Origin of the sequence: Aeromonas sp. Y293-4 (assembly GCF_027705905.1) — a bacterium.
Classification (GTDB): domain Bacteria; phylum Pseudomonadota; class Gammaproteobacteria; order Enterobacterales; family Aeromonadaceae; genus Aeromonas; species Aeromonas veronii.
This window is the reverse complement of sequence record NZ_JAPDCI010000020.1, coordinates 35721-48711: the sequence shown is the minus strand read 5'-3', so window position 1 is coordinate 48711 and position 12991 is coordinate 35721. Positions and strand designations below refer to the sequence as shown.

Genomic DNA, 12991 nt, shown 5'->3' with positions numbered 1-12991 from the left:
CCTTAGCTCTTGCGCGGCGGACGACGACGGTTGTTGCTGTTGCCACCGCCCTGACGATCCCGCATGTTGCGGTTCACCGGCTGACGGTTGCGGAACACCCGTTTCGGCGGGGTCACGTCATCCAGCAGCGCCTCACGGTCGTACTTGCTGACCGGAATGGCGTGGTGGATGTACTCCTCGATGGCCGGCAGGTTGAAGGCATAGTCTTCACAGGCCAGGCTGATGGAGTGACCGCTCTTGCCGGCACGACCGGTACGACCGATACGGTGTACATAGTCTTCGGCGTCGTCGGGCAGGTCATAGTTGAAGACGTGGGTCACGTCAGGGATGTGCAGACCACGGGCGGCCACGTCGGTGGCGACCAGAATATCGAGCGTACCCTTGGTGAAATCCTCGAGGATCTTCATCCGCTTCTTCTGCGGCACGTCACCGGTCAGCAGACCGACGCGGTGGCCGTCATTCTCCAGCCAGGCATGGACGTCTTCACAGACGTGCTTGGTGTTGGCGAAGACGATCGCTTTTTCTGGCCACTCCTCTTCCATCAGGGAGAGCAGCAGCAACATCTTGTCTTCGTTGGAGGGGTAGAACAGCTCCTCCTTGATCCGCACGCCGGTCATCTGCTCAGGCTCTACCTGCACATGTTCCGGATGGTTCATGTGTTCGTAGGCCAGCTCCTGCACGCGCAGGGATAGGGTGGCTGAGAACAGCATGCTCAGACGCTCGGTGGCGGGCGGCATGCGGCGGAACAGGAAGCGGATGTCCTTGATGAAGCCCAGATCGAACATGCGATCCGCTTCGTCCAGTACCACGACCTGAATGTTGCTCAGATCGATCACCTTGGACTTGAAGTAGTCGATGATGCGGCCGGTGGTGCCGATCAGGATGTCGACGCCCTGCTCCAGCACGGCCAGCTGCTTGTCGTAACCTTCGCCACCGTAGGCGAGGCCGAGTTTCAGGCCGGTAGAGGCGGCCATGCTGTCGGCATCGTTATAGATCTGTACTGCCAGTTCCCGGGTGGGTGCCATGATGATGGCTCTGGGTTGATTAACCAGACGGGGCTTGGTCAGCGGGTGAGTCAGCAAATAGTTGAATGTCGCGGCCAGGAAGGCAATGGTCTTGCCGGTTCCTGTCTGGGCCTGACCGGCGAGGTCATGACCTTCTACCAGCAGTGGCAGAGACAGTGCCTGGATGGGCGTGCAATAGTGAAATCCCTTTGATTCCAGACCAGCCAGAACTTCGGGTTCGAGGCCCATTTGGGCGAATTTGTCGGTCGTTAAGTGTGTTTTGCTCATGGCGGTAGGTTATCAGGTTAGGCTTGCAATAATAAACAGGATCATTTCAAATAGGGCAACTATTGCCTTTGTTGATATGTCAATAAAGCCTTAATTACTGACTGGAGTTGGAGATGAGTGACAAGATTGTTCAGCTGAGCGATGCCAGCTTCGAGGCAGATGTAATCAAAGCCGATGGCGCCGTTCTGGTCGACTTCTGGGCCGAGTGGTGTGGTCCGTGCAAGATGATTGCCCCGATCCTGGAAGAAGTTGCCCAAGAGTACGAAGGTCGCGTGACCGTAGCCAAACTGAACATCGACCATAACTCTGATACTCCGCCCAAGTACGGCATTCGTGGTATCCCGACCCTCTTGCTGTTCAAGAATGGCGAAGTGGCAGCGACCAAGGTCGGTGCACTGTCCAAGACTCAGCTGAAAGAGTTCCTGGACGGCAACCTGTAATAATTAAAGAGGAGCGCATTGCAATAATGCGCTCCTTGTGTTTTATCACCTAGACGCTCATCCCGATTGGTGCTAGTTTATCGCTCGTTTGCTAACCTTTTTGCCTGACTCTTTGCTAACCACAGCCTGGCAATCAAATCCGATCAGCATCAATCCAGCAGACTGTCTCCTCATTTCAATCCTTGCTTACAGACTTTCACCACTATGAATCTGACTGAATTAAAGAACACTCCTGTGTCCGAGCTGGTCAAGCTTGGCGAATCCATGGGGTTGGAAAATCTGGCTCGGGCGCACAAGAAAGATATTATTTTTGCAATCCTCAAGGCGCACGCCAAGGGTGGTGAAGATATCTTTGGCGACGGTGTGCTGGAAATCCTGACCGATGGTTTCGGCTTCCTGCGCAGTGCAGACGGCTCCTATCTGGCAGGTCCTGACGATATCTACGTCTCCCCGAGCCAGATCCGCCGCTTCAACCTGCGTACCGGCGATACTATCTCCGGCAAGATCCGGCCACCGAAAGAGGGCGAACGCTACTTCGCACTGCTCAAGGTCAACGAGGTCAACTACGACCGCCCGGAAAACTCCCGCAACAAGATCCTGTTTGAAAACCTTACCCCCCTGCATGCCAACGAACGTCTGCGTATGGAACGGGGTAATGGCTCTACCGAAGATATCACCGCCCGTGTACTGGATCTGGCTTCCCCCATCGGTAAAGGCCAGCGTGGCCTGATCGTGGCGCCGCCCAAGGCTGGTAAGACCATGCTGCTGCAGAACATCGCCCAGAGCATCGCCTACAACCACCCGGACTGTGAACTGATCGTTCTGCTGATCGACGAGCGTCCGGAAGAGGTGACCGAGATGCAGCGCATGGTAAAAGGTGAAGTGATCGCTTCCACCTTCGACGAACCTGCTTCCCGTCACGTTCAGGTTGCCGAGATGGTGATCGAGAAGGCCAAGCGTCTGGTCGAGCACAAGAAAGATGTGGTGATCCTGCTGGACTCCATCACTCGTCTGGCCCGTGCCTACAACACCGTTATCCCGTCATCCGGCAAGGTACTGACCGGTGGTGTGGACGCCAACGCCCTGCACCGTCCGAAGCGCTTCTTCGGCGCCGCGCGTAATGTTGAGGAGGGCGGCAGCCTGACCATCATCGCCACCGCGCTGATCGATACCGGCTCCAAAATGGACGAGGTGATCTACGAAGAGTTCAAGGGTACCGGCAACATGGAGCTGCACCTCTCGCGCAAGATTGCCGAGAAACGTGTCTATCCGGCCATCGACATCACCCGCTCAGGTACTCGTAAAGAAGAGCTGCTCACCTCAGGTGACGAGCTGCAGAAGATGTGGATCCTGCGCAAGATTGTCCACCCGATGGGCGAGATCGACGGTATCGAATTCCTCATCGACAAGCTGGCGATGACCAAGACCAACGACGAGTTCTTTGACGCCATGCGGCGCCAGCAGAAGTAAGTCCGGTCAGAAAATGACGAAACCGCGGCCCTGGTCGCGGTTTTTGTTTATCTGTTTTCCGGTCGCCCTAGTAGTATGAGATCCCGATGTCACATGGATGGAGACGTCATGAAGCCTGTTTTCTGGTTATTGCTGGGGTTGCTGAGTGCAATGCCAGCCTGCGCGCAAAGTGCTCCGATCGCGGTGGCAGCCGAGACGTTGCAGACTCACCAGCGCTATCTGGCGGGCCGTCTGCAGGAGGGGCAATTTGCAGCCATCGACTCTCTGCTGGCGACCCTGAGTCGCGAGCGGCGGGAGTTCCTGCTGTTGCAGCTGCTGCGGGATATTCCCGCTACCTCCCCTGCATCCCCTGCGTTGCAACAGTGGGTCGAGGCTCAGGCCGACAAGGCACCCGAGTGGCTCATGGAGCAGCAGGTCGACGGTTTTCTGGTGCAGCAACCTGTCTATGATTTTGCCGCGCAGGCCCGTCAGTTGCTGGGGGAGTGGCAGCTGCAATCACTGATGCAGCGCTATCGGCAGCAGCTTGCCCAGGGCAGCTTCCAGCTAAAGTCCATCTACTACAGCAGTAACCCCGATCTCGCCATGCAGCAGCAAGCCCTGTTGCTGGCCCTCGACACCTTGCCGCAACCGATCTGGATGCGGGAGGCGCAAGCGCTGGCCAGCCAGAATATCTATCTGCCCGACAATCACCTGTTGTTCCATCTGTTGCAGCGCACCGGCGAACCGGCGCTCTATAGCATGCTGTGGCGGCGGCCGGCAGATCAGGATGCGCTGCGCGCACTCTCTACCATCAACCGCTTTCATCACGGCAGTGCCGCAAGTGATCTGCTGATTGCCGCCAGTGGCAACGAGGGGTTGAAGGGAGCCGCCCTGCGGCAGCTGAGCGCACTCTCCCCCTTGCCGCCGCAAGCCCAGAAATACCTGCTGGCGGAACTCTCCAACCGTCAATACGGGGCGCTGGTGGCCGGTCTGTTGATGGAGGTGGACGAGCCCCAGCTGCTCTCTGCACTGGCCAGACGCCTCGGCCATCGTGACGTGCCACCCATTGCACCGAGTCTGCTACCCGATTCGGGTACACCCGATGGGCAGCCAGGGTTATAATGCGTGACCTCCTGAACCCGGTTGGGAACTTGCATGAAATACAAGGATTTGCGTGATTTCATCGCGCAGCTGGAACAAAACGGACAACTCAAGCGCATCACCCGCGAGATAGATCCCTATCTGGAGATGACCGAGATCAGCGATCGCACCCTGCGTGCGGGTGGCCCGGCTCTGCTGTTCGAAAATCCCAAAGGCTACACCATGCCGGTGCTGACCAACCTGTTCGGTACCCCTGATCGGGTTGCCATGGGCATGGGGCAGCCCGATGTGGGCGCCCTGCGTCAGGTCGGGGTCTGGCTCTCCTATCTCAAGGAGCCCGAGCCGCCCAAGGGATTCAAGGAGCTGATGGAGAAGCTGCCGATCTTCAAGCAGGTGCTCAACATGCCGACCAAGCGCCTTTCTTCCGCCCCCTGCCAGCAGGTGGTGCAGGAGGGAGATGCGGTCGATCTCGACCAGATCCCGATCCAGCACTGCTGGCCCGGCGATGTGGCGCCGCTGGTCACCTGGGGCCTCACCATCACCCGTGGCCCCTACAAGAAGCGGCAGAACCTCGGCATCTATCGCCAGCAGAAGATCGCCAAGAACAAGCTGATCATGCGCTGGCTCGATCATCGTGGCGGTGCCATCGATTTTCGCGAGTGGCAGGAGGCCCATCCCGGTGAGCGATTCCCGGTGGTGGTGGCACTCGGTGCCGATCCGGCGACCATCCTCGGCGCGGTGACGCCGGTGCCGGATACTCTCTCCGAATATGCCTTTGCCGGTCTGCTGCGCGGCAGCCGTACCGAAGTGATCAAGGCCATCAGCTGCGATTTGGAGGTGCCCGCCAGCGCCGAGATCGTGCTGGAAGGCTATCTTGAGCCGGGCGAGATGGCGCCGGAAGGCCCTTATGGCGACCACACCGGCTACTACAACGAGGTGGACGAGTTCCCGGTCTTCACCATCACCCACATCACCAAGCGGCGCGATGCCATCTATCACAGCACCTACACCGGCCGTCCGCCCGATGAACCGGCGGTACTGGGTCTGGCGCTGAACGAGGTATTCGTGCCGCTGCTGCAGAAGCAGTTCCCCGAGATTGTGGACTTCTATCTGCCGCCGGAGGGGTGCTCCTACCGGATGGCGGTGGTGACCATCAAGAAGCGTTACCCGGGCCACGCCAAGAGGGTGATGCTGGGAGTCTGGTCATTCCTGCGCCAGTTCATGTACACCAAGTTCGTGGTGGTGTGTGACGATGACGTCAACGCTCGCGACTGGAAGGATGTGATCTGGGCCATCACCACCCGGATGGACCCGGCACGGGACACTACCTTGATCGAGCACACCCCGATCGACTATCTGGACTTCGCCTCGCCGGTCTCCGGCCTCGGCTCCAAGATGGGGCTGGATGCCACCAACAAGTGGCCGGGCGAGACCAATCGGGAGTGGGGTCAGCCCATAGTTCAGGATGAGGCGGTGAAGCAGAAGGTTGATGCCATCTGGGATGAGCTCAATATCCTCGTATGAGGCAAACATGACAGCTTTGCTGCAAAAAGTGATGCGATCCGCACTGATTTGAGTATTCTCGACTGACGGGGCCAGGGCTGCTGGTCGTCACTCCATAGTGAAACAATGAGCGAAGCGGGCCGAGCGAGCCCGCCACAAGGACAAGAATGCAACGTATCAAATGCCGCGTAGAGGAACTGCGCGAATATGTCGACACCATCTGGCATGTGGCCCTGACGCCGCAGCAAGCTATCAGCTTCAAGCCGGGCCAGTATCTGCTGGTGGTGATGAGCGATTCGGACAAGCGCCCCTTCTCCATCGCCAACTCGCCGACCCGCCCGGGCGTGCTGGAGCTGCAAATTGGTGCCACTCCCGAAAACGCCTACGCCGGTCAGGTGCTGGCCCGCATGCGCGAGCAGGGGGAGATCGAGGTTGAATTGCCGGCTGGCAAGGCGTTCCTGCGCGATGAATCCCCCCGTCCGCTGATCCTGATGGCGGGCGGCACCGGTTTCTCTTACGCCCGCTCCATTCTGGAGTACCTGATCGACACGGGCAGCAAGCGTCCAGTGTTCTTCTACTGGGGTGTGCGTCAGGCTCACTGGCTCTATGAGCTGGAGCAGATGCAGCAGTGGGAGCGTGACTATGCGCCGCTCACCTTTATCCCGGTGGTGCAGGAGCCTGAGGCTGACTGGACCGGCAAGAGCGGGCTGGTACACAAGGCGATCATGGATGACTTCGTCAGCCTCCACGACTACGACATCTATGTCGCCGGCCGTTTCGAGATGGCGGGTGCCGCGCGTGAGGAGTTCAAGATCCTTGGCGCCGAGCCGGAGCGCATCTTTGGTGATGCCTACGAATTTATCTGACGGGATTCCCGTCTGGATGACGCAGCCCCCGGTTTTGCCGGGGGCTTTTATTTTTGTGGCTGCAGCAGTACCTGATCGTACCGAATGGTTGGATTATCGCGGCGTTATCCCATTATTTTTCAATATTTTGGCTATGAATGGCTACTAATCGAGCCTAGCTGATGGCATCTTTGTGGGGGATTGACAAGAGCATCCATAGAGCGAGCACAAGGAGGCGCAGTGTTGAGTGAAGAGGGCAGGGCATCTGCGGAGGATGACAGGGGAGAGACCGGCTCTGTCGAGCGGGTCGCAACGCTGATCCCGTCCCCTCATGGCGGTGAAATGGCCCGTTTGCAGGCAGAGATCGCCGCTTTGCAGCATGAAAACGGCCTGTTGCAGGAGAAGCTCAATGCCGCCCTCGATGGCACCGGCATCTGTCTCTGGCAGGGCACCACATTCCCACCGGCGAGCTGCGGGTCTTCAATCTGCAGAACTTTCAGGCCGGTGACATGGCCCCTCATTTCGATCAGTGGAGCGCCAAGCTCCATCCCGACGATCGCGCCCATGCCATGGGCAGCTACTTTGCCCACCTTGAGGGCAAAACCCCCTTCTATGAAGCCGAATACCGCACCATCAATCCGCAAGGCGAGGTCACCTGGCTGTGGGATAGGGGTCGGGTCGTCGATCGGGATGGCGATGGCAAGCCGCTGCGGATCATGGGCTCCCATATCGATATCACCCAGCGCAAGGCTTATGAGCAGCGACTGGCGGAGCGCGCCAACAGCGACGCGCTGACCGGCTTGCTCAACCGGCAGGGGTTTGGCAAGGCGTTTGCCCAACTGCAGCCGCAAGGGGCGGGGGCGCTGCTCTTTATCGATCTGGATGATTTCAAGGGGATCAATGACCAGCTGGGCCATGCCTGCGGCGATCTGGTGTTGCAGCAGATGGCGGACTGGCTGCGCCTTATTATGCCTGGCTCGGCGCTATGCGGCCGTTACGGCGGCGACGAGTTTGTGGTGCATCTGCACCGGGATGTGTCGAGCCATGGCCTGGCGCAACTGGCTGACGCCCTGATCAGCCGGATGCATGGCTATGTGCCCAAACCCGGTTGCCCGCAACGGGTGGGGCTGAGTATCGGCATCGCCCTGTGGGAGGAGGAGCCATTGAGCTTCCGACAGGCATTGGAGGTGGCCGACCGTGCCATGTATGAGGCCAAGGCGCGCGGCAAGCGGGCCTGGTATCTGCTTCAGGTGTGATGTTTTTTACAGGTTCAATTCAAAGCAAAAACCCCAGCCGAGCTGGGGTTTTCGTTATTCGCCTTTGGCGCCGAGCTGCTGCTCGAGCTGAGCCAGCTTGCTTTCGAGGGCGGCCAGTTTTTCACGGGTACGCAGCAGCACCTTGGTCTGCACGTCGAACTCTTCGCGGCTGACCAGATCCAGCTTGCCCAGCTGGGCTTGCAGTACCTGACGCATCTTCTTCTCGGCCTCTTCACCCATGCTGCGAATGCCGGGCGGCAGGGAGTTGTGCACCTGCTTGGCGATCTCTTCCAGTTTCTTCGGGTCGATCATGATGTCCTCCTTAAGCGTTGGCGGACATTCTACCGACAATTCCCTCACTTTGCCGAGATCGCGGCGGCTTTTTAGTCGTGATGGTGCCCGCTGGCTGGTCGGGTCTGGTGATGGGGCCACAACTGCTACCCTTGCGCCCCTTTGTTAACCTGAAACCATGACATGCACCACAAAGCTGAGCCAGAACTGTCCGGCATGAGTCTTATTTGGTGTTGGTTTTATGTTAACGTTTTGCAGTCGAGGTCGTGATGACCCCGTTGGCTTGTGATGGATAACAACCTTATAAAAAGAGAATAAAAAATGAAGAAGAAGCTAATTTATGCAGCTGTTGTCAGCGCCCTGCTGGCCGGATGTGGTGGAGATGACAACAAGGGAGACACCACCAGCTCCCTCGACTACGTCCTGAGTGGTGCCAACGGGGTGCGCCCGAGCGTGCTGGCCCCCCGTGCCAGCGACGGTACCCTGAAGTTTTCGACAGAAACTGCTGATCTGTCGAACCCGGTATCTGCCCTCTCCACCCTGGATGGCTGGTCAACCACCCAACCCGTCCAGCTGGTACCGGCGACCGTGACCGGTGTCTCTGTGCCGGCACCGGCGGCCAGCGAGTATGCTTCTGCCGTTGCGCCCCTCTACCTGCTCGAGCTCACGCTGGATCCGGTCACTCTGCAACCCAACGTAGTCAAGGGCGGCAAGCCACTGGTTTATGGGACCGACTTTGTGGTCACTGGCGGGGACGGCAAGCTCAATCTGGTTCCGCTCAAGCCGCTCAATCCCTCTTCTTACTACATGATCGTGGCGACCGATGCCCTCAAGGACAGTCGTGGCACACCGCTCAAGGCGGGCGGCGATTACAGCAGCTTCAAATCGACAGCTGGCGCAACCACTCAGGAGCAGACCATTAACGGCCTGATCTCGCTGCAGGAAGGTCTGTTCAAGGCGGCCACCGGGATCACCAGCGATCGGGTGATCTTCTCCGACTGGTTTGCCACCCAATCTGGTGCCGATGTGCTGCTGGCGGTGAAGAGTGCCGCCGCTTCCGTGCTGAAGAGCCCGAGCCTGGACGCCGCAGCGCTGTGGAAACAGGATGCCAAGGGCAACACCAGCCTGCCAGCAACCTATACCATCAACGGTCTTAATGGCGGGGTGGATTTTCTGACCCAGCTGGCGAATGAGCAATTCTTGCCGCAGAAAGATCGTGATGCGATTGCTGCCGCTGTGGCGGCTAATGGCACCCTAAACGGAGTTGCAGCGGTGACCAAGGTGTATACCGGTACCGTCAAACTCCCTTACTTCCTCTCAACCCCGGCGATAGCCGGCTCCTGGGACAAGGCCAAGACCCAATCTTGGCACGGCGCCATTCCCAGCCTCTATTCCATCGCCAACGCGCTGAAAGCGGGCGATACCGAGGTGATCGGTGGACTGGTCGGGGCGGGCGTGGACCCGGCATTGCTGGGTGAGCTGATCGCCGACCCGAGCCGTCAGAGTGAACTGCTGACCGAGGCAAGCAAGCTGATCGGGGTGACCCTCACCTCTGGTGGCAAGCCGCTGGATGCCGAGCGCAATATCGGCCGTTTCAACCCGTTGCCGACCCTGACCGAAGTACAATCGGTACCGCTGCGGATCTTCGCCGCTGCACCGCTCAATACCATTACCGATGTGATCATCTATCAACACGGGGTTACCTCCATCAAGGAGAACGCCTATGCGCTGGCGCTGGGCCAGATTGGTGCTGGTCTGCAAGTCACACCAACAGCCAAAAATGTCGCTGTGGTAGTGATCGATCATCCGCTGCACGGCGAGCGTGGTTATGCCCTGAGCAACAGCATGGCGACGGTGACCACATCGGAGAACCCGCTCCCCTATCTGAACCTCAACTATCTGACGGTGGCGCGGGACAACCTGAAACAGAGCGTGGCCGATCTGCTGGGACTGCGACTGGCTGTCGGTCTGGCCAACACCCAGGGATTGGGTGGCCAATTGGGTGGTGCCGGTCTGAAAGTTCACTTCCTTGGTCACTCACTCGGTGCCATTACCGGGGCCAATCTGCTGGCTGTCGCCAACCAGACCACCGGCAGTGCTCAGGCTGATGCCCTGTTCAAGTTCGATACCGGTGGTCTGGCGATGCCGGGTGGCGGCATCGCGCCGTTGTTGCTCAACTCGCCGAGCTTCGGGCCGACCATCAAGATGAGCGTGCTTACCTCGGGCAGTCCGGCGCTGAAAGCGGGCTTTACCGCCTATGCACCGAATTGCAAAACGGCTGCCGCCACTTGCTTCGTCAACGAGTTCCTGCCCAGTCTGGATGCGGCCACGCAGGCGGGTGCGGCGAGCACCTTGCAGAGCTATACCTTTGCCGCCCAGTCAGTGCTGGACTCTGCGGACCCGATCAATCTGGGCAGTGGTGTCGCCAAGAGTTTCCCGCTGTTCGCCACCGAAATTGTTGGCGATGGTGCGCTCAGCTTGCCGGATCAGGTGATCCCCAACAGCATCGCCTCTGCGCCGCTGGGTGGCACCGAGCCGCTGTTCCGGGTGTTGGGTTTGCAAGAGCTGAAAGGGTCCGGCGTGCTCCCGGCGGGTCACCATGCAGCCCGCTTCCTGAAAGGGGGCCATAGCTCGCTGCTGGCACCTGACGAGAACTTCGATCAGGCTGGCGCGGTCACCACCGAGATCCAGACCCAGTTCGCCAGCTTCTTTATGAGCGGTGGCGCGGCGGTCAAGGTAACCGATGACACCCTGATCAAGCAGTAACTGCTCATCGCGTAAAAAAACGCCGCCCCTCGGGGCGGCGTTCTCGTTTCTGCAACTGCTGAATAATCAGGTCGGCTGGTGGTTGCGATCCAGCCAGCCTTGCAGCAGGCCGACCAGCAGGCCGGTCAGGTGGGCAATATTGGCCGTGCTGGTGCCGAGCATGTCGAAGAAGCCGAGCACCATCCAGAACAGCATAAAGCCCATCAATGCTGGTGGCAGGGTGAGGCCGCAGGCCGGTTGTAGCTTGCTGCGCAGCCAGCAGTAGCCGAGCAGGGCATAGACCACGCCGGAGAGACCGCCAAACAGCGGGCCGCTGGCAAAGAACTCGGCGATATTGGGCAGGGCGGCGCCCACCAGCAGCAGGATCAGCAGCTTGCCGCTGCCGAGGCGCTGCTCGATCTGGCCGCCGAGATACCACCACCACAGCAAGTTGAACACCAGATGGAGCACCGAGAAGTGGATCAGGGCGGGGGTGAAATAACGCCACGCCTGCCAGTCGGTGAACTGGGCAAGCGTCGGGTGGAATGCCAGTTCATCGTAGATGGGCAGGCCGATGGCCTCGATCCCGTAGATGGCGAGACAGGCGATGATCACCATCAGCGTCAGTGGCCCCGCCTGATGGAGGAAATCGGTGATGGGATCCGTCATCCCCTTGCTGTAGTCGATGCGGGCATCGGCGTGGCCGGATTGCCAGGAGGCTTCCATATAGCGCGGGTGGCCCGGCTCGGCCAGAAAGCGCTTCACCTCCAGTTGGGCCTGAGCGAGGCGTTGCTCGTCCGCCAGCCAGATGGTGACCCCCAGCTCGGACTGGGTCAGCTCGCAGGAGATCCCCAGGGTCGCCAGATAGTCCACCAGCGCCTGTGCCATGCGGGCGTTGTCGAGCACTAGCAGCTGGATCATGCCTCGCCTGCCTCGATGGGAAACTCCCGGCGCCACGCCTCGAAGCCGCCATCCAGACTGTAGACCTCGTCATAACCCTGTTGCAGCAGGTATTGGGCAGCCCCCTGGCTGCTGTTGCCGTGGTAGCACATCACGATGACCGGGGTATCGAAATCCACTTCGTTCATAAAGCGCACCAGGGTGCCGTTGGTGAGGTGGAAGGCGCCGACCGCGTGGGCCGCTTCAAAGGATTGCGGGTCGCGAATATCCACCAGACGGGCTTCACCCGCGCTCAGTTTCTGGTGGGCATCATGGGCATTGATATGGGCAAACTGGTCCATCGAGATGTCCTGCGAATAGGTTGATTACGGGCCAGTGTACCGCAAGCTTGGGCGCAAACTAACCCCACAAAAGATAAGGGAGCCAGCGGCTCCCTTGTCGATATGGCATGCGGGTCAGTGGGTTAACCGCCCAGATAGGCCTGCCGCACTGCCGGGTTGGCCAGCAGGGCGGCTCCTGTGTCTTGCAGCACCACGTGGCCGTTCTCCAGCACATAACCGCGGTCGGCCAGCTTGAGCGCCTGGTTGGCGTTCTGCTCCACCAGAAAGATGGTCATCCCCTTCTGGCGCAACTGCTCAATGGTGTCGAAGATCTGCTGGATGACGATGGGGGCCAGCCCCAGCGAGGGTTCATCCAGCAGCAGCAGGCGCGGTTTGCTCATCAGGGCACGGCCGATGGCCAGCATCTGCTGCTCGCCGCCGGACATGGTGCCTGCCCGCTGTTCCAGCCGTTCGTGCAGGCGCGGAAACAGGGTGAACACCTGATCCAGCAGGCCATGCTGCTCAGCCTTGTCGACGAAGAAGGCGCCCATCAGCAGGTTCTCCTCCACCGTCAGGCGGGCGAAGATGCGACGCCCCTCCGGCACCACGGCGATATCTTTGCGCATGATGCGGGCGGTGGTGAGGGAGCTGATCTGTTCCCCCTCAAACCAGATGGAGCCGCTGCTGGGCTTGGGTTCACCGCAGAGGGTCATCAGCAGGGTGGTCTTGCCTGCGCCGTTGGCACCGATCAGGGTGACGATTTCACCCTCTTTCACCTCGACGCTGACATCGTGCAGTGCCTGAATTTTGCCATAGTGGGTCGATACGTTGCGAAGTTCTAACATCTTG

General features: G+C 59.5%; 13 protein-coding genes. 8 read left to right on the top strand and 5 right to left on the bottom strand.

Annotated features, from left to right (window positions below):
- Window positions 1-2 precede the first annotated feature (2 nt).
- Entirely contained in the window at window positions 3-1292 is a 1290-nt protein-coding gene (gene rhlB, locus OKC31_RS18650; RefSeq protein WP_270657386.1) for an ATP-dependent RNA helicase RhlB, read from the bottom strand.
- A 113-nt stretch (window positions 1293-1405) separates the two neighbouring features.
- Between rhlB and trxA the strand changes: the two genes are divergently transcribed.
- From trxA to OKC31_RS18615, 7 genes are all read left to right on the top strand, one after another.
- Window positions 1406-1732 carry a thioredoxin TrxA gene (trxA, locus tag OKC31_RS18645; RefSeq protein ID WP_005339416.1) on the top strand — a complete coding sequence of 109 codons (327 nt, stop codon included), beginning with the start codon at window positions 1406-1408 and terminating at the stop codon, window positions 1730-1732.
- Window positions 1733-1936: 204 nt separating this feature from the next.
- On the top strand, window positions 1937-3202 hold the full coding sequence (gene rho / locus OKC31_RS18640; RefSeq protein ID WP_005339417.1) for a transcription termination factor Rho: 1266 nt from the start codon (window positions 1937-1939) through the stop codon (window positions 3200-3202).
- A 108-nt stretch (window positions 3203-3310) separates the two neighbouring features.
- Entirely contained in the window at window positions 3311-4303 is a 993-nt protein-coding gene (locus OKC31_RS18635) for a hypothetical protein (RefSeq protein ID WP_216979824.1), read from the top strand.
- Between the two features lie 33 nt (window positions 4304-4336).
- Window positions 4337-5806: a 4-hydroxy-3-polyprenylbenzoate decarboxylase gene (gene ubiD, locus OKC31_RS18630; RefSeq protein WP_204382394.1), complete on the top strand. Its 1470-nt coding sequence runs from the start codon at window positions 4337-4339 to the stop codon at window positions 5804-5806.
- Between the two features lie 146 nt (window positions 5807-5952).
- Window positions 5953-6651 (top strand): NAD(P)H-flavin reductase, encoded by a 699-nt coding sequence (gene fre / locus OKC31_RS18625; RefSeq protein ID WP_005339423.1) that lies wholly within the window; start codon window positions 5953-5955, stop codon window positions 6649-6651.
- A 16-nt stretch (window positions 6652-6667) separates the two neighbouring features.
- Window positions 6668-6799, top strand: coding sequence for a hypothetical protein (locus tag OKC31_RS18620; protein ID WP_270657385.1), 132 nt, complete (start codon window positions 6668-6670; stop codon window positions 6797-6799).
- Window positions 6800-7139: 340 nt separating this feature from the next.
- Window positions 7140-7886 (top strand): GGDEF domain-containing protein, encoded by a 747-nt coding sequence (locus OKC31_RS18615; protein WP_270657384.1) that lies wholly within the window; start codon window positions 7140-7142, stop codon window positions 7884-7886.
- A 54-nt stretch (window positions 7887-7940) separates the two neighbouring features.
- On the opposite strand, the gene ubiK is transcribed toward OKC31_RS18615, so the two are convergent.
- Window positions 7941-8198, bottom strand: coding sequence for a ubiquinone biosynthesis accessory factor UbiK (ubiK, locus tag OKC31_RS18610; RefSeq protein WP_005339429.1), 258 nt, complete (start codon window positions 8196-8198; stop codon window positions 7941-7943).
- A gap of 300 nt (window positions 8199-8498) precedes the next feature.
- On the opposite strand from ubiK, the gene OKC31_RS18605 reads away from it, so the two are divergent.
- Complete coding sequence (locus OKC31_RS18605; RefSeq protein ID WP_270657382.1) at window positions 8499-10943, top strand: VolA/Pla-1 family phospholipase; 2445 nt, start codon at window positions 8499-8501, stop codon at window positions 10941-10943.
- A gap of 66 nt (window positions 10944-11009) precedes the next feature.
- Here the strand turns inward: OKC31_RS18605 and glpG are convergent, their stop codons facing one another.
- The 3 genes from glpG to OKC31_RS18590 form a co-directional block, all read right to left on the bottom strand.
- A complete protein-coding gene (gene glpG, locus OKC31_RS18600; RefSeq protein ID WP_201914639.1) occupies window positions 11010-11843 on the bottom strand; it encodes a rhomboid family intramembrane serine protease GlpG in 834 nt (277 codons plus the stop codon).
- Window positions 11840-12163, bottom strand: a complete 324-nt coding sequence (gene glpE, locus OKC31_RS18595) for a thiosulfate sulfurtransferase GlpE (RefSeq protein ID WP_005355913.1) — start codon at window positions 12161-12163, stop codon at window positions 11840-11842. The genes glpG and glpE overlap by 4 nt, the downstream gene beginning before the upstream one ends.
- 122 nt (window positions 12164-12285) lie before the next feature.
- Window positions 12286-12987, bottom strand: a complete 702-nt coding sequence (locus OKC31_RS18590) for an ABC transporter ATP-binding protein (RefSeq protein ID WP_005339433.1) — start codon at window positions 12985-12987, stop codon at window positions 12286-12288.
- Window positions 12988-12991 lie beyond the last annotated feature (4 nt).

Coding starts and splice junctions, on each gene's coding strand:
- OKC31_RS18590 (WP_005339433.1), bottom strand. CDS start 12,987: ATGTTAGAACTTCGCAACGTATCGACCCACTATGGCAAAATTCAGGCA.
- OKC31_RS18605 (WP_270657382.1), top strand. CDS start 8,499: ATGAAGAAGAAGCTAATTTATGCAGCTGTTGTCAGCGCCCTGCTGGCC.
- OKC31_RS18635 (WP_216979824.1), top strand. CDS start 3,311: ATGAAGCCTGTTTTCTGGTTATTGCTGGGGTTGCTGAGTGCAATGCCA.
- ubiK (WP_005339429.1), bottom strand. CDS start 8,198: ATGATCGACCCGAAGAAACTGGAAGAGATCGCCAAGCAGGTGCACAAC.
- OKC31_RS18615 (WP_270657384.1), top strand. CDS start 7,140: ATGGCCCCTCATTTCGATCAGTGGAGCGCCAAGCTCCATCCCGACGAT.
- rho (WP_005339417.1), top strand. CDS start 1,937: ATGAATCTGACTGAATTAAAGAACACTCCTGTGTCCGAGCTGGTCAAG.
- ubiD (WP_204382394.1), top strand. CDS start 4,337: ATGAAATACAAGGATTTGCGTGATTTCATCGCGCAGCTGGAACAAAAC.
- OKC31_RS18620 (WP_270657385.1), top strand. CDS start 6,668: ATGACGCAGCCCCCGGTTTTGCCGGGGGCTTTTATTTTTGTGGCTGCA.
- glpE (WP_005355913.1), bottom strand. CDS start 12,163: ATGGACCAGTTTGCCCATATCAATGCCCATGATGCCCACCAGAAACTG.
- trxA (WP_005339416.1), top strand. CDS start 1,406: ATGAGTGACAAGATTGTTCAGCTGAGCGATGCCAGCTTCGAGGCAGAT.
- glpG (WP_201914639.1), bottom strand. CDS start 11,843: ATGATCCAGCTGCTAGTGCTCGACAACGCCCGCATGGCACAGGCGCTG.
- fre (WP_005339423.1), top strand. CDS start 5,953: ATGCAACGTATCAAATGCCGCGTAGAGGAACTGCGCGAATATGTCGAC.
- rhlB (WP_270657386.1), bottom strand. CDS start 1,292: ATGAGCAAAACACACTTAACGACCGACAAATTCGCCCAAATGGGCCTC.